This window comes from Candidatus Blastococcus massiliensis AP3, from assembly GCF_000582785.1.
Lineage (GTDB): Bacteria > Actinomycetota > Actinomycetes > Mycobacteriales > Geodermatophilaceae > Blastococcus > Blastococcus massiliensis.
Map to the genome: position 1 here is coordinate 1,543,513 of NZ_HG931173.1, position 22,570 is coordinate 1,566,082.

A 22,570-nucleotide genomic window follows, 5' to 3' on the forward strand; every position below is an offset into this window, starting at 1 on the left:
CTCCATCCGGGCCCCTCGAATAGGTCCCAGGGCGCACAACTTTTCATTCTACCGTCCCCGATTCGCTACCCATCCCTCCCATGCCGAGGTCAGCATCTGACCAACGTCGTGCCGTGCCCGCCAGCCCAGCGCGTCACGGATTCGATCCGTTGCCGCCACGACACGCGGCGGGTCCCCTGCTCGAGCCGGCGCGACTATCGGTTCCGCCCACGCATCGGATTCGTGCCCAGTGATGACTCGCAGCGTCTCAACGATCTCGCGTACCGAATACCCGACCCCCGTACCAATATTGGCCGTGAGAGCCTTGATATCCCCTCCTGCCAGCGCATTTGCTGCCGCTGCGTGAGCGGATGCAATGTCCGCCACATGGACGTAGTCGCGGACGCAGGTTCCGTCTTGGGTTGGATATGAATCCCCGAAGATCATCGGCGCTTGCTGCGCGTCAAGTCGCCGCAAGACCATTGGCACGATGTTGGCGCCGCCGAGATCTGCGAGAGTGGGAGAGCTACAGCCCGCCACGTTGAAGTACCGCAGGTTTGCGTAGCGCAGACCTGCTGCCGCGGCCGCAGCCTCCACCATCCATTCGCCGGTCAGTTTGGTGTGCCCGTACGGATTGATCGGGCTGCACTGCGTGTCCTCGGTCACCCAGCTTTCCGTCGGTGCGCCATAGACAGCTGCACTGGATGAGAAGACTATAGCCTCGACGTCCGTAGCTATTGCGGCCTCAAGCAGCCGTCTGAGGCCTTCAACGTTCTCCCTATAGTAATAGAGGGGCAGCCGTACCGATTCATCCACCTGCTTCTTGGCTGCTAGGTGGACTATTCCTGTTACCGCATGTCTGCGTAAGGTGTGTTCCACCAGTTGATAGTCTAGGACGCTGCCATGAACCAGCGGAACACCATCTATGCGGGTGGCGTGTCCAGTCGATAAGTCGTCGAGGACCACGACAGTCTTGCCTTCAGAGCGCATGGCCTGAACGATGTGCGCCCCGATATAGCCTGCGCCACCTGTCACCAGCCATGTCATGGACGCCGCCTCCCTTGCAAACTCGCGGCCCTACTGGCCATCACGGGCGCGTCTGAGGATCCTCGTGCTTCGATCCGCTGGACTTCCCGTTGTAGTGCACTCGAGAACGCCTGAGTGGAGAACTTGCGCGCGTGCGCCACTATCTCCTCGGCGACCCATTCTTTGGCCTCAGCTTGCTGCAGGGCGCTACGCAACGCTGAAGGCGTTCTGGGCTCGAAGAAGACGCCATTGATTCCCTCCAGGACCGTATCCAGGTAGCCGCCTGCCCGAGGCACAACTGCCGGTTTTCCGAAGCTTCCCGCTTCAAGAGGCGTGAGTCCGAAATCTTCATGACTGGCTGAGACTACGGCGCGGGCCTCGTCGTACAGCCAACGCATCTGCGCATCCGTCAAGTCTGACCGAAAGGCGACGCGATCAGACGCCCGTCGGCGAAGTTGAGTCAATTCAGGTCCGACGCCAACCACCACCAACCGCCGCTCGGCGGAATCGAACGCGTCCACGACAACGTCAACGTACTTGTAGGGCAGGAGTCTGCTGACACACAGGTAGAACCCGTCCTCTATGTGCTCACGCGGGAGATCCACAGGTTCTCGAGATCCACTTGCGTCAAGCGAATGAGGCGCCGGCAGAACTTCGGACTCGATGCCGTAGGCCCTCTGGACCCTCTCTCGAACGACCGAGGAGATGCTGAGGTATCCCGCCGCCCGCCGTGCCACGTGTCGGTCCCACAGGATCAGCGGCCTACGGACGATTCCCAGCAGGGCACGTTGCGACCGCTTCGCATCAGTGCCGAGATACTGCTCCTTTTCGTACAGCCAGCGAGCTGGCGAATAGCAGTAGACCAGGATCTTCCCGGTCGTTCGTACGCCGTGCGCCCATCCACTCGAACTCGCGACAACCACGTCGGCGTCGACCTTCATGGATCTGGCGGCGAAGGGTAGGAGCGGAAGTGCAAGCCTATGGTGCCGACGGAAGAACGGGATGCGATCCAGCCATGATGTCTTGATGTTCACACCGGAGAATTCGGGGTACGAGCTGGAGGGCTCATAGAGGAGCGTGTGCAGTTCGGCCCCCGGGAACGCCTGAAGCATGGCCAAGACCACGCGTTCGGCCCCACCGCGTTGGGTGACGTAGTCGTGCGCGATCGCCACTCGAGGCGAGCTACTCATTCACAGTCCCCCTGAAGGTATGGACAACGATGTTCGCGGGGCCACGCACCCCTGCCTGTATCAAATCATCGGCTCCGCTTGCCCGCCTGGCCCCGGTGACGGGCCCTAGCACACCGCTCAACGCGCAAAATGCCGAACTTTGCGTGCGCACTGTCCATGCAGGGTGGACGGGGCGGTGCATCGGATCGGGGCGGGCGGAGTCAAGTGTTCACTAATCTGAGCCCTCATCGGCTGGCCTTCCGCTGCGGTCACGCTGGAGGGTGATGAAGATGCTGCAGGGGCCTGGGTCGGCTGCGCATCCCGGAACCGTCAACTAGCTCCGAGGCTCAAGTTCTGGAAGGAACGCGACGGCATGCTTGGCTCGACGGCGGGTCAGGCACTGTCGGAACGACGATCGGGGCCGTCCTGCATGCGCCGGTCTGGCCACTCCACCTGTTGGCGGGCGTCGTTGCGCGCCGGGACTAGGCGGGGCGTGCCGGCAGGCATCGCATGTCCAAGTGGGTAGCCGAGCTGCCTAGGTCTCAGATGCAGTCGGCTGGGGCGCCTGTGGCGGGCGTGTTGAGGCGTTAGCGACACGTCGCGCTCCTGGGGTATGTGCGCACCCGATTCCTCCTAGCCTTCGGCCATGCCTTGTCCCACGTGTGGGGCGACGGACGAACGCACACAGATCCTTCCCGGTTACTGGCGGTGCGATGCCGTCGTCCGCGTCGACGAACTCGTGAGCGTCCCCGGCGGGACCGCTCCCCAATCGGCGGCCGGCCCGGCCGAGTCGAAGACCTGCGGCGCCGTCTACTTCCAGACCGGCAGCGGCGACGAGGACGACGCGGCCCTCTGCCGCTGCGGCGACCCGGCCGTCGGCGAGTGCACCGAGTGCACCCGCCCGGTCTGCGCCGACCACTCCGACCTGTGGCTGGGCTGGCGGGTCTGCGACCGCGACCTCGCCAATGCCCGCCTGCGCGCCCGCCAGGCCGCGGTCGAGGAGGAGCGCCGCCGCGCGGCCGAGGCCGCCGCCGCGGAGGCCGAGCGCGAGCGCCAGCGCACCACGCTGCTCGACCTGCCCCCCGAAGACGCCGCCTGGCTGCTCTACCTCCAGGACGGTCCGCGCACCGACCAGGAGATCCGCTCCGCGGTGCACACCCTGCGCGGCCTCACCGCCGAGGACTTCACCGCCGTCTGCCTGCACGTCCTTCCCCACGCCTCGGAGCCGGAGACCCGCCGCACCGGCCTCACCCGGCTCTCCGGGTGGGCGTTCGAGGGCGCCGACTACCACGGCCGCTCCTGGTTCCTGACCCGCAAGGGCGAGTGGCACCGCAGTGGCGCCTACGGCGCCACGGAGACCGACGGCCGCTGGAAGAAGGTGCGCTTCGACGACGTCGAGAAGCGCGCCGTCATCGACGAGATGGCCTGGCAGAAGCGGGTCGAGAGCGGCCTGAGCTGACCGGCCAGGGCGCCCGCCGCTGCAGTGCCGGCCGCTCGACCAGCCAGTAGGTCGCCGACGCCAGCACCGCCACGATGGCCATGACCAGCAGCGTCGTCAGCACGAGCCCCTGCGTCGACTCCCCGAAGGTCAGGGACCGCACCTGCAGCCAGGAGATCACCGGCAGGTGCCACAGGTACACGCTGTACGAGATCAGGCCGGCGTATCGAGCCGGGGCCCACTCCAGCGCGCGGGCGAGCCGGTTGGCCGGTTCCCCGGTCCGGCTCGCCGGAAGGACGACCACCGCCAGCAGCCCGGCCGCCGCGACTCCGATCAGGTTGTCGCGGAACCCGCCGGCGACGCCGGCGAGAGCGGCCACGGCGGCCCCGGCCGAGAGCACGAGCCCGCCTGCCTTCACCGCCGTCGACAGGCTCTCCACTCCCCGCACCTGGAGGTAGACCACCAGCAGCGCGGCGAGCATCCCGTAGCCGAAGAGATCGGCGTGCGCCAGGAGCGACCGGGCGACGGCGGCCGAGCCGGTCTGCCCCCACTCGGCCAGCACGGCGTCCTCGGCCGACATGCCGCGGCGGTGCCGCGCCAGCACGAGCGTCGTCGCCAGCCCCACCCCGATCAGCGCGACCGGAGGCAGCAGCACCGCCACCAGCCGGTGCACCCGCCGGCGGACGAGGACGCCCGCGCTGAGCGCGAGCAGCGGGAGTGACACGTAGAAGGCGACCTCCACCGACAGGGACCACGCCGGCCCGATGCCCGTGAGGATGTAGCCGGGCACGTACGTCTGCAGCAACCCGAGGTTCAGGGCGACGGCCACCGGATCGGTCAGCCGGCCCACGCTGTCGGCACCGTGGATGAGGGCGGGCCCCTCCGTGTAGGCGACGCCGACGACCAGCGCGACCAGCACGAAGATCACGAGGTAGGCCGGCAGGATCCGGAGCGCCCGGTTGACCGCGTACCTGCGGATCGACGGGAGCGGATCGCCGTCGACGACGGCCTGGGCGAACGGGCGGAACAGCAGGAACCCGGACAGGACGAAGAAGAGCGTCAGCCCGTGCAGGGACACCTCGGACAGCTGGCCCAGGAACCCGGTCCGTTCCTCGTCGGTCGTGTGCTGGCCGACGTGGCGGAACAGGACGAGCAGTGCCGCGATCCCCCGGAGCCCCTCGATGCCCAGGAGACGCCGAGCTCCCGAGGGCCGGGCCGCCAGGCCGAGTTCGTCGGCAGCAGTCACGGTCAGCCGGCTCGACGGCCCAGCGCGCGGTAGGCCCACCCGGCGGCGGTCCAGGCGTCGCGGTCGAGGGCGTTGCGCCCATCGAGGACCCGCTTCCGCGCGACCACCTCGCCGAAGGCCACCGGGTCGAGGTCGCGGTACTGCTTCCACTCGGTGAGCACGAGGACGGCGTCGGCGCGCTCCGCCGCCTCCTCCGCGGTGTCGGCGTAGTCCAGCTGCGGCCACTCCCGGCGGCTGTTCCCGATGGCCGCGGGATCGGTCACGCGCACGACGGCTCCCTGCAGCTGCAGCTGCGCGGCCACGTTGAGCGCCGGGGAGTCGCGGATGTCGTCGCTGTCGGGCTTGAACGCCACCCCCAGGACGGCGACCCGCTTCCCCAGCAGGGAGCCGTCGCAGACCTCGCGCGCCAGCTCCACCATGCGGATCCGCCGCCGCATGTTGATGTTGTCCACCTCGCGCAGGAAGGTGAGCGCCTGGTCGGCGCCCAGCTCGCCCGCCCGGGCCATGAACGCCCGGATGTCCTTGGGCAGGCAGCCGCCACCGAAGCCGAGCCCCGCGTTGAGGAACTTGCGCCCGATGCGGTCGTCGTAGCCGATCGCATCCGCCAGCAGCTTGACGTCGGCGCCCGTGGCCTCACACAGCTCGGCCATCGCGTTGATGAACGAGATCTTGGTGGCCAGGAACGAGTTCGCCGCCGTCTTCACCATCTCCGCCGTCGCGTAGTCGGTGACGACCTGCGGCGTGCCACGGTCGACGATGGGGGCGTACACCTCGTCGAGCAGCGCCCGCGCCCGGTCGCCGTCCTCCCCCGGCGGGAGCCCGTACACCAGCCGGTCGGGGTGCAGGGTGTCCTGGACGGCGAAGCCTTCGCGCAGGAACTCGGGGTTCCAGGCCAGGAGGGCGCCGGGCACCTTGTCCGCCACCAGCTGCGCCAGCCGGGCCGCGGTGCCGACGGGCACGGTCGACTTCCCGACGACCAGTTCCCCGGCGCCGAGAACCCCGATCAGCGACTCCGTGGCGTCCTCGACATGGCGCAGGTCGGCGGCGTACTCCCCGCGCTTCTGCGGCGTCCCCACGCAGAGGAAGTGCAGCTGCGCGCCGGCGACGTCGGCGACGTCCGTGCTGAAGCGCAGCCGACCGGAGGCGAGCGCGCGGCTCAGCAGCTCCTGGAAACCGGGTTCGTAGAACGGAGTACGCGCTTCCGAGAGCGCGTCGACCTTCTTCCGGTCGACGTCGATCCCCACGACGTCGTGGCCCAGCTCCGCCATGGAAGCCGCGTGCACCGCACCGAGATAGCCGCAGCCGATGACCGAGATCCTCACGAACACTTCCCTCTCCGGCCGAGCTGCGGAGCTGCTGCGTCCACGACCGCCCACCCTGGACGAGTGCGGACCGACCGAGGGCATCGCGGGGATGTGAGTGACTCGATCGAGTGAGCGCTGCCCCTCGGCCGGCGGTCCCGGCAGGCCCGCGATGGGAAACTTCTCCCGGTTTGTGGAGCGGCCGTCCCGCCGCCACCGAGCCCGCAGCCAGTCCGGGCCGCCTGGCCCACCGTGCTCGTCGACCACCACGGCAGCAGTCCGTCGACGCCCGTCGGAAAGGCAAGGACGTTGACGCACCCGAGCGCACGACGAGTCGTCATGTCCCGGCGGTCCCCGGTCGCCCTGCTCGCCGGCGCCCTGCTCGCCGTCCTCCCTGCCTGCTCCTCGACCGGTTCCACCCCGAGCGAGCCCGCACCGTCGACAGCAGCTGCTCCGGACGACGTCCGGGTGGAGGAGGGCCTCACCTACTGGTCCGGCGACGGCGTGGAGCTGAAGCTGGACGCCTGCCTGCCGCCGTCCGCCGAGCAGCCGAGCCGGGCCGTGCTGATCGTCCACGGCGGCGGCTTCACCGAGGGCTCCCGGGACGACACCGCGGTCCGCAGCCTCTGCCAGATGACCGCGCAGCTGGGAGCCGCCGCCTTCAGCGTCGACTACCGGCTGGTGCCGGAGGAGACCTACCCCGCCCAGGTCGACGACCTGGCCAACGCCGTGCGGTGGCTGCGCGAGCCCGCCCAGGTCGAACGCTTCGGGATCGATCCCGAGCGCATCGGTGCCCTCGGCAGCTCGGCCGGGGCCGTCATCGCGCAGAGCCTGGCTACTCAGGGCGAGGGCCCGCTGGACAGCGGTGCGCGGGTGAAGGCGGTGGTCTCTCTCAGCGGTGTCTCCGTCCTGTCCCCCGACGGCCTCCGGCTCGGGACCCCCAGTGAGCAGGCCGTCGCCCTGGTGCTGAGCTACCTGGGCTGCACCTCGCCGACCGAGTGCCCCCAGGCCGTGCCGGCCTCGCCCATCAGCGCCGTGGATCCCTCCGATCCGCCCATGCTGCTGGTCAACGGCACCGGAGAGCTCGTCCCCGCGGAGCAGGCGGTCGCCATGTCCGATGCTCTGCGCGCCGCCGGCGTGCCGGTGGAGCTGCTGATCGTCGAGGAACCGAAGCACGGGATCGGCCTGCTGAGCGGGGACGTCCGGCGCGAGGTGCTCGCCTTCCTGGAGGAGCACCTGTGACCGGCTCCCGCGGACCCGTACCACCCGAGAGGACCACCGAGATGACGACACCCGCCCTGCCCGCCCGCCGGTCGGGCCGCGACACGGGGGGCCAGGCCTGATGCAGCTGCGCGAGGTGCTCTCCGTCATCCGCCGGAACAAGCTGGTCATCCTGCTCACCGTCGTCCTCGGACTCGCTGCCGGCTGGACGGTGACCGCACTCGCACCGGAGACGTACGAGACCGAGACGAAGGTCCTGATCGAGCCGGTCGTCTCCGGCCCGGTCGCTGTCGACCCGGGCCAGGCGGCGGCGATCGTCGCCAACCAGGTGGCCACGTACGCCGTCCTCGCGGAGACACCGGCGGTGCTGGAGCCCGCGATCGAGGCCTCCGGCGTGGACGTGGCCGCCACCGACCTGGTCGGCCAGGTCTCGTCGGAGCTCATCCCGCGGACGTCCATCATCACCATCACCGTCCAGGCCGAGACGGCGACCGACGCGGCCGATCTCGCGGAGGCGATCACCAGCAGCCTCGTCGGTCAGATCGAGGAAGCCAGCGCACCCGCGGCCCAGGTCGGGGTCACCGGCAGGGTGGTCGAACCTCCGGCGGTCCCCGACGGCCCGAGCTCACCCAAGCTGGTGGTGAACCTGCTCGTCGGCTTGGCGATCGGCCTCCTGGTGGCCTTCCTGACGGTCGTCTTCCGGCAGGCCCTCGCCGCGGGGAGTCAGGAGCGCTGATGCCGGCCCCGCCGATCCCGGCGCAGGCACCCCCACGGGCTCCGTCCAGGGGGTTCGCTCTCCTTCCCTCGGCGCTGCTGGCCGGCACCTCGACCGTGCTGCTGGTCGCGCTCGCCGCCTTCGGGCCGGTCGTGCCGCTGGCGGTCCTCGGCGCTCTGCTCGCGGTCCTGACGGCCACGTTCCGGCCGAAGGCGTTCGCCCTGATCGCGCTGGTCGCGATCGTCGTCGAAGCGCCTCTCCGGAACGTGCTGGGCCCGGTGGGTGGGTACGCGGGCGAGGGGGCGATCGCCCTCGCCGCCGTCGCGCTGAGCACCCGCCGCCTGGTCACCGAGGGACGCCTGGTCTGGCTGCCGGGCACCGGATGGTTCGCGGGCTACCTCGTCATCGGCCTGCTGAGTTCGGTCGCGGCCGAGGTGCCGGCGGACATCACGCTGCCCGCCTCCTACGTCGCCCTCAAGGGCGTGATCTTCGCCTTCGCACTCGCCCAGCTGGACTGGACGCGCGAGGACCTCGTCGTCCTCGTCCGGGTCGGCATCACCGCGATCGTCGTGATGGCCACGACCGGGCTGGTGAACCTGGTCTTCCCCGCGACGTGGACCGGGCTGACGACCGGGAACCCACCGCTCAGCTACGTCGGCCCGATCCCGGCCCTCAACGGCGTCTTCCAGCACCCGGCCGCCTTCAGCCGCTTCTGCGGCGTGCTCGCCGTCGGGGCGCTGGTCTACGGCCTGGTGGTGCGCCGGTCCTTCGCGAACGGGGTCCTCCTGGTCGCGAGCGGCGGATTCGCCCTCCTCAGCTTCCAGGTGAAGTCCATCGTGGGGCTCCTGGGCACGCTGGCCGTCCTGGGCGGCCGCTACCTGCGGCCGGTCGGGGCCGCAGCGGTCGTCGCGGTGGCCCCCCTGGTGCTGCTGGTCGCGGCGCCTCCCGTGGTCAGCCTCGTCAGCGGCGACATCACCATGTACGTCGACCCGGACTCCGCGCGGTTCCGGCTCGTCCAGGGCGGGGCGACCGTGGCCGCGGAGTACTTCCCGTTGGGCGCGGGGTTCGGCCGGTACGGCAGCTCCACCGCGGCGGAGAACTACAGCCCGCTGTACTACGACCTGGGTTTTCCGGACCGGTACGGCCTGACACCGGAGCCGGACTCCGGTCAGTTCCTCAACGATTCCCAGTGGCCCGCGATCTACGGGGAGACGGGCTGGATCGGCGCCTTCTTCTTCGCGGCCGGGCTCGCGTGCATGCTGGTCTCCCTGCTGCGCCGCACCACCGTCGCGGAGCAGCCGCTCGTCCACTGGATCCGGATCACCGGCGTGGGGTGGCTGTTCCTGCTGCTCGTGGAGTCCGTGGCGTCCCCGGTCTTCGTCTCCTCGCCGTCGTTCCCCTTCGTGTTCGCAGCGGCCGGGATCGTCGCCGCGTTCCGCGCCACGGGGCAGGACGGGCGGCCCGGCCGGCATCGGCTCTCTTCCCCGCACGGCTGACCGCGGGCCGGCACGGGTGCCGTGGGTGCGGGGATCCCGTGCTACGCGGTGGCGTCCGCCTCGGTACGACTCGTCCGGTGCGCCGCAGCGGCGGTGATGACGCCGGCGTCGAGCTCGTCGACCTCGACCGCGAAACCGATCCCGGTCTCGTTCACCATCCGCCCCAGCTGCTGCTGGTGGTCGTCGACGTGCTCGGCCCGGGATCGCCGGCGGATCACCACGACGGGAGCGATGCCCATGTCGAGCAGCCCGAGCACGCTGCCCACGCCGGCGTGGGTGATCACCACGTCGGCCTCGCGCGCGTAGCGCCCGAAGTCGCCCGTCGACACCTCCCGGAACACCCGGCCCGGCAGGTGCACGCGGGGCTCGGTGTCTCCCAGCTGCCAGACCGTGTGCTCGTCGGCGAGCCCCAGTTCCAGGATCCGGTCGATCACCGCGTGGAATCCGTAGCCCCGGATGGTTCCCAGGGTGACGAACAGCCGCGGCTTCCCGGTCGGCTGATCCGGCCGCCGCACGATCCGGTAGGTGGACAGGACACTGGGGTGCAGTCCCCACCGGCCGCCCGCCCAGGACGGGCTCTGCGTCCGCATCTCCGCGAGGCGGGAAGCAGCGAGGATCCGGCCGCTGAGCGAGGGCCCGGCGAACCGCGAGACGCTCTCGATGTACAGCGCCGGGATCCGCGCCAGGCGCGCCGCGGGCAGCGCGGCGAGGGCCACGCCCGAACCGGTGCTGACCGCCGCCTCGTAGTCCTCCCCACGCAGGCGGGCCAGGATCTGGGGGAACGCCTTCGCGATCGACAGCCCGTCCCGCGGCCGGATGTAGGGGACGTAGAGAACGTTCCGCCCCTGCATCAACGACTCGCTCTGCGGGGTGCGGAAGGTGATCCAGAGCGAGTCCTCGGTCGCGCCGAGCCCCGGAGCCAGCCGGACCAGCTGCGCGAGATGCCCGCCGGTCGAGGCGGCGAGGACCAGCCGGCGACGCGCTCCCCGGTGGAGGTCCGGCGCGGGGACCTCGCTCATCGCGCACTCCTGCCAGGGGGCCGGGCAGCCGCCCCGGCGGGACCGGTGAGCCCCGCCTCCGCCTCGGCGACCTCCGCCTCCGGGGCGACGGGCTCACCGCGTGCGCCCCGGAGGAAGGCCGGCGGCACGTACAGCCACGTCACCCGGCTGGTCAGCCGGGCGAGGCCGAAGGCGCCGACGAGGGTCACCAGGGTCAACGACACCTGCACACCGACGTCGACCCACCGCGGCCAGGCGGGGTCGAGCTGGTCGAGGAGCGCGGTCGCCGAGACGACGATGAACAGGTGCAGCAGGTAGAGACTGAGGCTCGCCCGACCGATGCTGCTCAGCAGGCGCGACACCCGGAACCGGAGGAGGAACCGGCAGAACAGGAGGCCCACAGCCACCGCAGCGAGCTGACCGACCAGCACGACCGGCGGCAGCCCGCGCAGGCCCAGGAGGATCAGCGCGGCCGACACCCCGAACGCGGCCAGTGCGACCCCGAGGTGGATCGGCCTGGCCGCGGGCACCAGGTCGAGGAGCTGCCGGGAGAACACCGCCCCCAGCACGAAGAAGAAGAACAGCGCACCCACGCGGTCCCAGCCGAGGTTCCCCGTCTCCACGAGCCGGCTGGTGAACACCGCCGACACCGCGCCGCTGCCCGCCACCTGCACCCAGACCGGCAGCCCGGCGATCAGCCAGCGCACCAGGGTGAAGAGGAACAGGGCGTAGAGGAACCAGTAGCTGCTGCTGGGCCAGAACAGGATCAGCGGCAGTGCGAGCGGGTCGGTCGCCGGGATCTCGCCGAGCTCGCCGTTGAGGCCGGGGACCACGAGGTAGAAGACGGTGCGGACGACCGACCACACGACGTAGAGGTAGAGGAGGGAGAGCAACCGGTCCCGCCACAGGGCGGGGAAGGCCGACTCGGCGTGGCGGGCGGCGAACAGACCGGCGGCGAGGAAGAACGCCGGCATCGGGAACAGCTCGAAGACCGCCTTGGCGCGGCCGAGCACGGCGTCGACGCCGGCCGTCTGCACGTACGCGGTGACGTGGTACGCGATGACCATGAGCATCGCGAGCCCCTTGGCCGCGTCGACCCAGTCCAGCCGCTGAGGCGCCGACGCGGACACGGTGCTGGGGCCCTCGTCCATCGCTGCCGGCTCCTCGTGTCGGTCGCTCTCCTTTCGAGCAAGCGCTCCGCACTCAGAACGTGCCGGGAGCCTGATCACGATCTAAGCCACTCCGCCGGGCCGAACCTAGGGAAGTACCCCGGACGAGGGATGGGCGCCGCGACGACGGACCGCGGGAGTCAGACCGCCCCGGCCGGCTCCGACCCGCCGGTACCGGGCTCCTCCAGGCGGCGCAGCAGCCGGGCGGGGACGCCCCCGTGGACCGTGTCCGGTTCGGTGTCCGCGGCCACCACGGCTCCGGATGCGATGACGCAGCCGGCTCCGACGGTCACACCACCGAGCACGATGACGCCAGCGCCGAGCCACGCCCCGTTCCCGATCCGGATCGGTGCGCTGGTGCTCCTCCCGGCGCGCTGGCCCGGTGGCCCGAGCTCGTGCGACGAGGGCAGCAGGCTCACCCCTGGCCCCACGTGGACCCGGTCCCCCAGCACGATGTCGGCGTGGGCGCCCACCGTCAGGCCCACGTTGACGACCGCCCCGCGGCCGATCTCCAGGTGCTCCACCCCGCCGATGAAGCGGATCCCGGGATAGACCCGGGCGGGGCCCCGGAACCGGACGCCCACCATCCGCAGCAGCCGCGCCCGGGTGCGCGCGGACCAGACCGGGCTGGCCACCAGCGTGCTGGCCAGGACCCCTCGCAGCCTGCCGGCCATCTACTCCTCCGCTCCCGGGGCGGCCAGCCCCGCCGTGTTCCGCCCGGCCAGGGAGACGACCCCCGGCAGGGCCCGTCCGATCGATGCCCGGGCCGCCGAGTCGCCCGGGAGCACCTGGTCGATCACCTCGATGACGTCCGCGGAGAAACCGGGAGCCGCCTCGATGCGGAGCTGCGGGGTCCCGAACAGCTGCATCAACCCCTCGACCTTGCCCTGCGAGGCGAGGGTGAGAGCGGGAACTCCGTTCATCAGGGACATCACGGCCAGGTGCATGCGCCCGGTCACCGTGATGGCGGCGCGGGCGGTGAGCCCGCGGACCTGAGCCGGTGGCAGCACGGTGGGCAGGCTGCTGACGTCCTCGCGCCGCCCCAGCCTCGTCATGACGGCGGCGCAGGCGGCCTGATCCCCGCCGTCGGTCCGTGCCACGTGCGCCAGCACCACCACGTGCAGGCCGCGGCGCAGCAGGTGCTCGACGATGGCCAGGTAGTCCTCCGTCTGGTCGAAGCGCGCGGCGAGCAGCCCGCTGACGTTGACCAGCGCGACCGGCTTGGACACCCCACGGAGCAGGGTGTCCGCCGCCGAGCCGTCGACCGTGCGGGCCGCGAAGACGACGTCGGCCGCATCCTCGACCGGACGGATCCCGTCGCGGCGCGCCCGGTCGGCGGAGATCGGGTCACGGAGGAGCAGGTGCACGCCGCTGCGTGCCGCGGCCGCGAGCGAGCGCCGGGCCGCGACCCGGGGGCGATCGCTCCAGCTGAAACCGATGATGCGGGTGTCCACCCCGGCGCGGGCGGCAGCGGTGGCCAGGGTGGAGCGGCGCACGGAGGCGGGCAGGGAGTACCGGCCGTCCATCACGTCGGCGCCCACGACGGACAGGTGCGCGGCCTCGGCCAGCGCGCGACCGAAGCGTGCGACGGCGGCCCGGTGCTCGGCGCCGGTTCCGTAGACGAGGTGTGGGATCTCCAGGACCTCCACCCGGCGCCGGAACGCCTCGGGGAGCTCCAGCCCCTCCCGGTCGGGGACGACGAGCGTCAGCAGGCCGCCGATGTTCTCGAGCAGCGCCTCGAGCAGTGCCTGGTCGCCCATGTTGCCGCCGCCGGGGGCGGCGAGGAGCAGGTGCGTCCGCGGCCGTCGCGGCGCGGTGCGGAGCTGGGCGCGGATGATCGTCCGGTCGACCAGGCCCGGCAGCCCGGAGCCGACCACCGCGCGCCGCCACACCCGCTGGGCGCGACCGGTCAGCAGTTCCATGGTTCCGGTGCTCACGTGTCCGTCCCCGCCTTCGGCGTGAGGGCGGGCTCGGGGCCCACCGGGACGGCGACCTGCGGCTCCCCGCCGGCCGATCGCCGCGACCTCGACCCGAAGTACCTCCGCATCGCCGCGATCGCGAGGAGGTCCCGCCGGAACGCCGGCCAGACGAGCGCGATCACGACGGCGGCGACCAGGACGGCGAGAGTTCCGATCAGCAGCCGCCAGGCGTGCGCGTCGGCGGGGAACGCCGCGGTGGAGGCGAACGAGAGGGCGGCTGCCACGGTGACGACCGCCCCGGTGCGCACGCCGTTCCAGAACATGGTCGCGACGGGGGCGTCGGACACCCACCGGATCCAGAGCAGCGCCGTCGGCCACAGGAGGGCGGCCCCGACCGTGTACGCGACGGCCACGCCCTGCAGGCCCCACGCCGAGCCGCCGACGATGATCGCGGCCAGCACGGGACGGGTGGTCAGCGCGTAGCGGAACTGCTCGCGGGTGAGGCCCTTCGCCAGGAACACCCAGCTCGTCGCGTAGCCGGCGGCCTGGAAGAACCCGGCGACGAGCAGCGCCCGGAAGATCGGCACGGCCTCCATCCACTGGTCCCCGAGCATGACGGCCACCAGGGCGTGGGCCTGCGCGAACATCACGGCGAACACGCCGCCGATGAGGGTGAGCAGCGTGATCTGCCCGAAGCCGATGAACTCGGCGAACCGCTTCCGGTCGTCCTGCAGCCGGGCGAGCACTGGCAGCGCCACCCGGGTCGAGGGCGCCTGGACCTGCAGCAGCGGCATCATCACCAGCTGGAAGGCCCGGTTGTAGAGGCCCAGCGGGGCCGCCCCGAACCGTGCTCCCAGGACGAGCGTGTCCATGTTGCGGCCCGCGTAGTTGAGGACCTGGGTGCCGAGCAGCGGCATGCCGTAGCGGAGGAACGGCCGGATCGACTCCGAACGCGCGACCCGGCCGGGCAGCCAGCCGCTGGTGAGTCCCAGGGCGAGGAGCGCCACCAGGCCCTGGGTGAGCTGCTGGGCGACCAGCGCCCAGTACCCGGAGCCGCCGACGGCCAGCCCGATACCGACGGCCACACCGGCGACCTGCCCGCCGATCTCCGCGACGGCGAGCCTGCCGAACCGCAGGTGCCGGGCGTGCATGGCCCGGTACTGGGTCGACAGCCCGTTGAGCACGAAGATCCCGGACATGACGACGGCGACGAGCGTCAGCCGGTCGTCGCCGAAGGCGAGGGCGACCAGCGGCGCCGCTGCGCAGAGGAGCAGGGCCAGCGCGGCCCCGATGCCGGCATTGAGCCAGAAGAGGTTGTCGCGCTGGCCGTCGGTGAGCACCTTCGCCTGGACGGCGGCCGAGGAGAGCCCGAAGTCCCGGAACAACTCCCCGAAGCCGACGATCAGCGCCGCGATGGCGAGCAGGCCGTAGTCCTCCGGCGACAGCAGGCGGGCGAGGACCACGATCCCGACCAGCTGGACGAGGATCCGGACCCCCTGGCCCCCGAGGGTGACCGCCGCACCGCGGGACGCCGATGCCGCCAGCCCGGCCGTCATGACCGCCCCGTCAGCGCGAGCGCCCGGCGGTAGGCGTCCCGGTGGAGGAGGCCGATCCGCGCCCAGTCCCGGTCGTCGAGGCCGGGCTCGCCCTCGGGCGGGGTGAGCGTGGCGTGGACGGCCTTCTCGAGCACCTCGGCGGTGAGCTCGCCGGGGTACTCGAGGATCCAGCCCGGCCCCACCTCGTCGCTGAGCGCGGCGTTGGTCGGTGACTCCGGCACGAGCACCGGCCGGCCCAGCGACAGCGCGGCGAACAGCGCCCCGGAGTTGTGCATGCTGCCGCGGTACGGCAGCACCACCAGCTGAGCGCGCGAGATCTCCTCGACCAGTTCCCGGTCGCTCACCTTGCGCAGCAGGCTCTCGATCCGGCGGTCCCCCCGGCCGGCCGCTTCGACGAGCTCCGCCTGGCCCGGATGCGGCGCCCCCACGATCCGCAGCCGCAGGTCGGCGCGGTCGACGCCGCGGAAGGCCTCGATGAGGGTGTCGATGCCCTTGTAGGGCCGGATGATCCCGACATGGAGGAGGCGGCCGCGTTCCGCCGCCGGCTGGTGGTACCGCGAGAACGGCTCCCGGTAGTGCCCGTGGGGAATGGTCACGCGCTCGCGGCCGATGGTGACCGGGCTTGCGGAGTTCAGCCGGATGACGAGGTCGACCCGCCGGGAGAACCTGTCCAGCGCGCGGCGGTCGGACCGCGTCCCCTGCTCGTGCGGATCGAGGTTGTGGGCGGTCCAGACCAACGGGATCCGCTGCACCCGCAGCCGCAGGAGCAGCAGCGCGAGCAGCCGGCGCTTGACGAACCGCAACCACGGCCGGCGGCTGTCCCGGATGAGCAGCTCGGGCCAGTGCACGTGCAGCACGTCGTACCGCCCGACCAACGCCGTCGACCAGTCGAACAGGCGGATCCGCACTCCTGGTGGCGTGCCGCCGATGATCTGGTCCACGTACTGCGTGGTCCCGTCCGGCTCGCGCAGCGAGTGCAGCACCACCAGGTCGCGCCGCGAGTGGTTCGAGATGGCTTCCCCTACGCATTCGTGACCGGCTGCACCACGTGCAGAATGGCCCGGTTTTCCCGCCGGCACGTCGGACGTCGGAGCATCGCACACGCCCGGCCGGCGCCGATTCCCTCTTTAGGACTACGCCCGCCCCGTTTCCACCGGTAGCTCATCCGCGTCATTCGAGAATGGGCCGACCCACGGTTTTCCTGTGACGCGGCTCCGGCTGCCCGCTGCCCCTTGGCCGCCCACTGCGCCGAGCCCTCTGAGGAGACATGTTCATCAGCGTCGTCCTGCCCGTCTTCGACGACGAGGCACACGTGGGCGACGCCGTCCGCCGGGTCCTGGCCCAGGAGGGCGTGCACCTCGAGCTGGTCGTCGTGGACGACGGCTCCACCGACGGATCCCGGGAGGCCGTCCGCGCCGCAGCCGACGGCGACGAGCGGGTCCGGCTCGTCGCGCTGCCGGAGAACGGCGGCGTCGCCCGGGCCCGCAGGCGAGGTGTCGAGGAGGCGCGGGCCGACTGGATCTGGTTCGTCGATTCCGACGACGGCTGGGGCCCGGACGCCGCGGCGCGGCTGGGGGCCGCGGCCGCCGAGGTCCCCGGTACCGACATCGTGGTGGCCGGGGCGCGCTACACCTTCGAGTCCGGCCGCGCCCCCGCCGTCCTGGCCGCGCCCGAGGGACCACCGGTCTCGGGCCGCGAGGCCTTCTCGCGGTTCCTCGGCGGAGAGCTCACCGGGCACCTGTGGAACAAGCTGTTCCGCCGCGATCTCCTGCTGGGGATCGACGTCACCCCGGCCCGCGTGCAGTCAGACCTCGCCATGGTGGCCCAGGCGGTGGCCGCCGCCGACCGGGTCGCCTTCCTGCCCGTGCCGGTCTACGAGTACCGGGTCCGCAGCAACTCGATCATCACCACCCACCCCCGCCGCGCGGAGTCCCTCGAGCTGATCGCGGCCGCCGTGGAGACCGCCGCGCGGCGCGTCCGACCACCGGCGACCGACACCGACGACTACCGCTACTTCGTCACCCGCCGTCTGGTGCTGTCCGGGCTCAAGGACGCCGTGCTGGGTCCGTACACCGCTGCGGAGCGCCGTCGCCACGTGGCCCGGCTGCGCCGCCGGCTGGGTGCGCGGGAGTTGGTCCTGCTGGCCCGCCGCCGGGATCTCAGGGGACTCGCACTGGCGGTCTCGGCCAGGGTGTCGCTGCGCGCCCATCGAGCGCTGCTCGCCGTCGGTGATCGCTGATGCGCCCGAGGAAGGTCTTCGCGATCGGCCGGGGACAGTTCGAGAACATCGGCGACGTCATCCTGCGCCGTCAGCTGCTCGACTGGGTCCGGGAGACCGGCGAGCTGCACGTGTACGTGGGCTCGTCCCCCGCCGGCTACGACGAGGGGCTCGGGCTCGGCCCCGACGACCGGGTCTACCGGTCGCTGCGGGCCTGGTACCGGGTCGCGCTGACCTCCGCCCTGCGCGGCGGTGCCGCCTACGTCTTCAAGCCCGGCGAGATCCAGCTGACGCTCGCGGGCCTGAAGGAGCACCTCTCCGCCCTGCCGTTGCTGCTCGCGCTCCGGCTGCGCGGCGGCGCGGCCGTCCGGGCCGGCGTCGGCACCCGGAACTTCGCACCGGTGCCGCGGGCCCTGATGCGCCCCTCGATCGCGCTGTCGGACCTGACCCTCTGGCGGGACGACGCCACCGGCGCCTACATGGGCACCGGCGAGGTCATGCCGGACCTGGCCTTCGGGGAGGGAGCCGACGACGACGCCGTCGCCTCGTTCTCCGTCCGCTCCCCCGAGCGGGACGTCCTGGTGGTGTCCATGCGCGGCGACGAGGCGAGCCGGCCCCATCCGAGCGACGCCTGGCTGGCCGGCGTCCGGGCCTACGCGGCGCAGAACGCCCTGACGATCTGGGCGGTCACCCAGGTCCGCACCGACGACGCCCGCACCGTGCGGCTGGCGGCGGACCTGGGCGGGCGCGCGCTCACCTGGCCGGAGTCGACGCCGCACGACGAGCAGGAACGCCGGCTCCGCGAGCTGTACTCGCGGACGGCGGTGGTGATCTCCGACCGGTTGCACGTGCTGATCGCCGCCTTCACCGAGGGCGCCGTCCCGGTGGGTGCGTCGGTCGAGGGCTCCGACAAGGTCGACCGGCACTTCGCCACCATCGGCCTGCACGGGGTGTCGATCCCGGCGGGCTCCGGCGAGGAACTGACCGGGCGGCTGAAGGACCTCGCCGACCGGCGGGCGGAGATGTTCGGCCGCCTCCTCGAGGCCCGCACCCGGCTGCGCGTTTCTCGCGACCGGATCCGGGACGTGGTGAGGGGCGCCGACCGGCCGACCGTGCACCACCTCGGCCGCGTCGGTGACATCCCCGGCGGCATGACCCAGGTACTCAACGGCTACGTGGCGTGGGACTTCCCGCGGGTCGACGTCGCCATCATCACCTCGCGCGGCAACCCGCACGACCTCCGAGCCGCCGCCCTCAAGGCGACGGGGGCGCTGGTGCGGGTGCTCCGCCTGCCCCGGCGGCGCTCCGTCGTGGTGGCGCACCTGTCGGAACGAGGCTCGTTCGTCCGCGAGGGCTTCCTGCTCCGGGTGGCCCACCGCCGCGGCATCGCCACAGTCGCCCATCTGCACGGCAGTTCGTTCGCGACGTTCGCCGCCCGGCACCCGCGGCTCACCGGCTGGGCGCTCCTGCATGCCGACCGGGTGATCACGCTCTCGGCGGAGACGTCGGAGGTGTCGGCTCGCTTCGTCCCGGCGGACCGGGTGGTGCTGATCCCCAACGCGATCCCCTCCAGCTCGCCGACGGAGAAGGACCCACTCGTCGTCTTCGGGGGCGTCGTCTCGCACCGCAAGGGCATCGACGTCCTCCAGGAGGCCTGGTCACGGATCGATGCGCCCGGCTGGGAGCTGGTGGTCGCCGGACCGGTCCGCGAGGCTCACCTGGTGCGCGAGGGCATCCCCGGTATGCGGCTCGTCGGCTCGCTGGCGCACGAGGAGCTGATGGCCCTGCTGGACCGGTCCCAGGTCGCCGTGCTGCCCTCCCGGGACGAGGCGATGCCGATGTTCATCCTCGAGGCGATGGCCCGGAGCAACTGCGTCATCTCGACCGACGTGGGTGGCATCGCCGCGGTGCTGGGCGAGGGGCGCGGCATCGTCGTCCCCCCGGCGGACGTGGACGCGTTCCACACCGCGCTGCAGTCCGTGCTCTCGGACGGCGACCGGCGTGCCCAGCTGGCCGCTGCCGGGAAGGCTGCCTTCGAGGAGCGGTTCAGCGCGGCGGCGGTGTTCCCCCGGCTCGAGCAGCTCTGGCTGGACGCACTCGCCGACCGCCGGGCGAGCTGAGACTGCTCACTGCTCCGGGCCGGCGCCTCTGCGTCCGCGCAGCTGGAGCACCGTGACGGTCGCCGCCGTCGCGGCCACCACGCCCGCGCCGCCCAGCACCACCGCCGTCGTCGTCCCGTCCAGGCCGCCGTCCTCCGTGCTGCCCTCCTCGGCAGCCGGTGTCTCCGGTGCGGGCTGCACGGGTGCTGGAGACGGTTCCTCGGCCGGCGCCGGTTCCGGTGGCGGCTGCGGAGCCCGTGCGGCCAGCACCGCCGCCACCTCGGCCGGGAAGACGTCGCGCACCAGCGGATAGGCGGCCTCTCCCGGGCACGTCGTCTCCGACATGTCGCGGTGCCCGGCGATCGTCGACGCCGTCACCGCCGCCCCGGCCGGCCACCGGTTCGACCCGCGCGAGACGAAGTTCGTCGTCGCCCCCGGGCTCGGGTCGATGCCGTGCCGCTCGGCCAGCGCCGCCAGCACCAGGATCATCGAGCGCTGCGCCTCCGGCGTCGGCGGCTCGGTCGAGTGGTCGCCGATGAAGCAGGCGATCTGCGAGAACCCCTGGCTGCCACCGGTGGCGTCCGGCAGCACCGGCCCCTCGAGGCTGCCGGCCCGCCCCTCCCAGACGACGCCGAACCGGTCGACGAAGAAGTTGTAGGCGACGTCCGGCCAGCCCTTGTCCGCCCCGGTGTGGAAGCCGTGGAACCCGCGCAGCACCCCCGGCACGGCATCGGGCGCATAGCCGTTCGGCGACGCCGAGTGGTGCACGATCAGGAACCGCACGTCCTGCTCCTGGGGCAGCGGCGACGGCGTCGGCAGCCCCTGCGCCCAGGCCGAGCGCGGGCGCACGTCCAGGCCGGTCAGCCCCGGAGCCGCCGACGCTCCCCGCGGCAGCGCACCCACCAGGGGCACGGCGAGCGCGGCCGCCGACGCCCCGAGCAGGAACGCCCGCCGGCTCGTGCCGCTCACCGCCGCACTCCGGTCAGCACTGCCACGTCTGGTCGGGCGGCGTCGCGTTGTCCATCCGCTTCACGTACGCGGCGCCGCCGACCGCCGCCCGGGCGGCGCAGGCCGTGGTCTGGTCGGCGTACGGACCGATGTAGACGGTGTAGATGAGCGTGCCGTCGTCGAGCGCCTGGCGCATCGAGGTGCACGACCCCTGGGTGACCAGGTACTTGGCGTTCGGCTGGCTGTTCAGCAGTGCGCGGATGTCGGAGGCGTAGGTGGCCGGCTCGGTCGCCGCGCCCAGGAAGACCACCCAGGAGCCGTCGCACGCGGGCGGTGTCATCTCCACGCCGACGTCCAGGCTGCCGGCCGCCGGCGCGGGCGGGGTCGAGGGCAGCGGCCGGGGCGACACGGTCCGGGTCGGGCGGGACGACGACGGCTCGTCGTCCTCCCTGGTGCGGGGCGCGCGCGTCTCGTCGGACTCCCGCTCCTGTGTGCTGCTCGACGTCGCCGAGGTCCGGTCGGCCGCGGCCGCGGTGTTGTCGTCGTCCGAGCCGCTCAGGAACACGACGAGGCCGGCGATCAGGGCCGCGACGACCAGGACGCCGAGGACCGACCAGCCGACCGTGCCCAGCCCGCGGCGGGGGGCGGCCGGGCTGTCCGGCGGTTGCTGCCCCACGGCGGCCTTGGCGGCCCACGGTGCCGTCGGTGTCGCCTGCTGCTGCGGAGGCGCCGCCGCCGGTGTGGATGCAGGTGCGGGGGTGCCGCAGTTCGCGCAGAAGTCGGCGCCCGGCGTCCGCTGAGCGCCGCAGTTGCGGCAGAAGCCTTCCGTCACGTGCCCGCTCTCCTCAGCATCAGTTCTCCGGGTCGAGGACGGCGGTCCACCACTCGCCCTCGACCAGCAGCAGGCCGGACTCGAGCTCGAGCGTCATGGTCAGCACGTCCTCGCAGATGCCGCCCGAATCCTCCATGACCGCCTCGACGGTCACGCTCGTGTCATCCCGGGAGATCTCGTCCCAGAAGCCGTAGCAGCCCAGATCCCGGAAGGAGATGTCCCCGGTCAGCGGCCGGCTCGGGCCCCCGTCCGGGTCGTACTGGCCGACCTGCATCGCCAGCTCGCCGGACAGCTCCCCCGAGGCATCGCCGGACCAGTCGTCGATGAAGTCGTCGGAGACCACCTCGTCCCCGCCGACCGACCCGGTGGCCGGCCCCGCGCCGCCCTGCAGCTCGACCAGGAAGCCGGGGAGCAGCCCGTCGACCTCGTCGACCCGGTCGGACCCCACGTCCAGGCCGATCACCGCGTTGCCCGACTGCAGCATGATCTGCGTGAACGGGACGCCGCCGCCGATGCCGTCACAGCTCTGCTCGAAGCGGATGTACGGCTCCAGCTCGACGTTCTCGGGTGCGGCGCAGGTGTCCCCGACCGAGCCGTTCAGCGAGATGTAGTCGTGCTCGCCGCAGTCCTCGATCAGCTCGCGGAACCGGTCCATCTCGCGCTCGGCGGCATCGGCGTCGGTGAGGATCTGCGCGGAGACGAAGATGCCGCTCCCGCCCGCGGTCCGCTCGACGAGGTCGGGGGAGGCGCCGTGCGCGCCCTCGCCGCCGCAGGGGACGGCGACGACCGAGTCCTCGGCGAAGTAGCTCCAGTCCTCGGCCTCGTCGTCGGCGACGGCGTCGAGGTACGGGGTCAGGGTGTCCACGGTCCAGAACGGCTGGGGAGCCTCGTCCTCCTCTTCCTCGTCGGCCGGCTGCTCGGCGGGTTCGTCGTCGGCGCTGGTGGACGACGCCGGCTCGTCGTCGGCGAACGGGCCCTGACCGGTCAGCGCGAGCACACCGACGGCCGCGAGGGCCACGGCGAGGACGGTGGCGAGAGCGATCACCACGCCGCGCCGGCTGTTCTTCCGGGCCGGGCCGGGTGGCGGGTAGGCGGCAGGTGGCGGGAACTGGCCCGGCTGCGGCGCTGCCGGAGGGAGCTGGGCGGCCGGTGCCGTCTGCTGCTCGGGCTGTGGCTTGCCGCAGTACATGCAGAACCGGTCATGCGGAGGGATCTGCGCCCCGCAGTGCACACACCACAT

19 protein-coding genes are annotated in these 22,570 nt (G+C 72.1%); 6 read left to right on the forward strand and 13 right to left on the reverse strand.

Translation table 11 applies throughout. The annotated features are described in order from the left end of the window. Positions 1 to 48 precede the first annotated feature (48 nt). Positions 49 to 1,026 carry a UDP-glucose 4-epimerase GalE gene (gene galE, locus BN344_RS19475; protein ID WP_081788419.1) on the reverse strand — a complete coding sequence of 326 codons (978 nt, stop codon included), beginning with the start codon at positions 1,024 to 1,026 and terminating at the stop codon, positions 49 to 51. Beyond that, positions 1,023 to 2,177 carry a glycosyltransferase gene (locus BN344_RS19480; protein ID WP_197022251.1) on the reverse strand — a complete coding sequence of 385 codons (1,155 nt, stop codon included), beginning with the start codon at positions 2,175 to 2,177 and terminating at the stop codon, positions 1,023 to 1,025. Before BN344_RS19480 ends, galE begins: the two co-directional genes overlap by 4 nt. Positions 2,178 to 2,913: 736 nt before the next feature. On the opposite strand from BN344_RS19480, the gene BN344_RS07655 reads away from it, so the two are divergent. Next, positions 2,914 to 3,633: a hypothetical protein gene (locus BN344_RS07655; RefSeq protein WP_040337579.1), complete on the forward strand. Its 720-nt coding sequence runs from the start codon at positions 2,914 to 2,916 to the stop codon at positions 3,631 to 3,633. Here the strand turns inward: BN344_RS07655 and BN344_RS07660 are convergent. Then, a complete protein-coding gene (locus tag BN344_RS07660; protein ID WP_166518200.1) occupies positions 3,584 to 4,858 on the reverse strand; it encodes an acyltransferase family protein in 1,275 nt (424 codons plus the stop codon). The genes BN344_RS07655 and BN344_RS07660 overlap by 50 nt on opposite strands. A 2-nt stretch (positions 4,859 to 4,860) precedes the next feature. Beyond that, the gene (locus BN344_RS07665) at positions 4,861 to 6,180 is read right to left on the reverse strand and encodes a UDP-glucose dehydrogenase family protein (protein ID WP_040338127.1); all 1,320 of its coding nucleotides are present in this window, start codon (positions 6,178 to 6,180) and stop codon (positions 4,861 to 4,863) included. 318 nt (positions 6,181 to 6,498) lie between these two features. Between BN344_RS07665 and BN344_RS07670 the strand changes: the two genes are divergently transcribed. The 3 genes from BN344_RS07670 (at position 6,499) to BN344_RS07680 (ending at position 9,591) form a co-directional block, all read left to right on the forward strand. Continuing rightward, complete coding sequence (locus BN344_RS07670; RefSeq protein ID WP_040337580.1) at positions 6,499 to 7,401, forward strand: alpha/beta hydrolase; 903 nt, start codon at positions 6,499 to 6,501, stop codon at positions 7,399 to 7,401. Positions 7,402 to 7,501: 100 nt separating this feature from the next. Beyond that, on the forward strand, positions 7,502 to 8,116 hold the full coding sequence (locus tag BN344_RS07675) for a YveK family protein (RefSeq protein ID WP_040337581.1): 615 nt from the start codon (positions 7,502 to 7,504) through the stop codon (positions 8,114 to 8,116). Further along, a complete protein-coding gene (locus BN344_RS07680) occupies positions 8,116 to 9,591 on the forward strand; it encodes a hypothetical protein (RefSeq protein WP_040337582.1) in 1,476 nt (491 codons plus the stop codon). The genes BN344_RS07675 and BN344_RS07680 overlap by 1 nt, the downstream gene beginning before the upstream one ends. A 41-nt stretch (positions 9,592 to 9,632) precedes the next feature. Here BN344_RS07680 and BN344_RS07685 read toward each other — a convergent pair whose 3' ends face one another. From BN344_RS07685 to BN344_RS07710, 6 genes are all read right to left on the reverse strand, one after another. Beyond that, positions 9,633 to 10,610, reverse strand: a complete 978-nt coding sequence (locus BN344_RS07685) for a glycosyltransferase (protein WP_081788422.1) — start codon at positions 10,608 to 10,610, stop codon at positions 9,633 to 9,635. Then, a complete protein-coding gene (locus tag BN344_RS07690; RefSeq protein WP_040337583.1) occupies positions 10,607 to 11,740 on the reverse strand; it encodes an acyltransferase family protein in 1,134 nt (377 codons plus the stop codon). Before BN344_RS07690 ends, BN344_RS07685 begins: the two co-directional genes overlap by 4 nt. A 158-nt stretch (positions 11,741 to 11,898) precedes the next feature. Continuing rightward, positions 11,899 to 12,432 (reverse strand): acyltransferase, encoded by a 534-nt coding sequence (locus tag BN344_RS07695; protein WP_040337584.1) that lies wholly within the window; start codon positions 12,430 to 12,432, stop codon positions 11,899 to 11,901. Beyond that, positions 12,433 to 13,695: a polysaccharide pyruvyl transferase family protein gene (locus BN344_RS07700; RefSeq protein WP_040337585.1), complete on the reverse strand. Its 1,263-nt coding sequence runs from the start codon at positions 13,693 to 13,695 to the stop codon at positions 12,433 to 12,435. After that, positions 13,692 to 15,233 carry a lipopolysaccharide biosynthesis protein gene (locus BN344_RS07705; RefSeq protein WP_081788423.1) on the reverse strand — a complete coding sequence of 514 codons (1,542 nt, stop codon included), beginning with the start codon at positions 15,231 to 15,233 and terminating at the stop codon, positions 13,692 to 13,694. Before BN344_RS07705 ends, BN344_RS07700 begins: the two co-directional genes overlap by 4 nt. Beyond that, positions 15,230 to 16,219: a glycosyltransferase gene (locus BN344_RS07710; RefSeq protein ID WP_208091982.1), complete on the reverse strand. Its 990-nt coding sequence runs from the start codon at positions 16,217 to 16,219 to the stop codon at positions 15,230 to 15,232. The genes BN344_RS07705 and BN344_RS07710 overlap by 4 nt, the downstream gene beginning before the upstream one ends. A 281-nt stretch (positions 16,220 to 16,500) precedes the next feature. On the opposite strand from BN344_RS07710, the gene BN344_RS18960 reads away from it, so the two are divergent. Next, complete coding sequence (locus tag BN344_RS18960) at positions 16,501 to 17,472, forward strand: glycosyltransferase family 2 protein (protein ID WP_051515628.1); 972 nt, start codon at positions 16,501 to 16,503, stop codon at positions 17,470 to 17,472. Continuing rightward, positions 17,472 to 19,571, forward strand: coding sequence for a glycosyltransferase family 4 protein (locus tag BN344_RS18965; protein ID WP_051515629.1), 2,100 nt, complete (start codon positions 17,472 to 17,474; stop codon positions 19,569 to 19,571). The genes BN344_RS18960 and BN344_RS18965 overlap by 1 nt, the downstream gene beginning before the upstream one ends. 6 nt (positions 19,572 to 19,577) lie before the next feature. Here BN344_RS18965 and BN344_RS18970 read toward each other — a convergent pair whose 3' ends face one another. The 3 genes from BN344_RS18970 to BN344_RS07740 form a co-directional block, all read right to left on the reverse strand. Continuing rightward, positions 19,578 to 20,519 (reverse strand): peptidoglycan recognition protein family protein, encoded by a 942-nt coding sequence (locus BN344_RS18970; RefSeq protein WP_051515630.1) that lies wholly within the window; start codon positions 20,517 to 20,519, stop codon positions 19,578 to 19,580. A gap of 13 nt (positions 20,520 to 20,532) precedes the next feature. Next, the gene (locus tag BN344_RS19870) at positions 20,533 to 21,330 is read right to left on the reverse strand and encodes a zinc ribbon domain-containing protein (RefSeq protein ID WP_051515631.1); all 798 of its coding nucleotides are present in this window, start codon (positions 21,328 to 21,330) and stop codon (positions 20,533 to 20,535) included. Positions 21,331 to 21,349: 19 nt separating this feature from the next. After that, positions 21,350 to 22,570: zinc ribbon domain-containing protein (locus BN344_RS07740; protein ID WP_155858784.1), on the reverse strand; the 1,221-nt coding region annotated here is incomplete at its 5' end.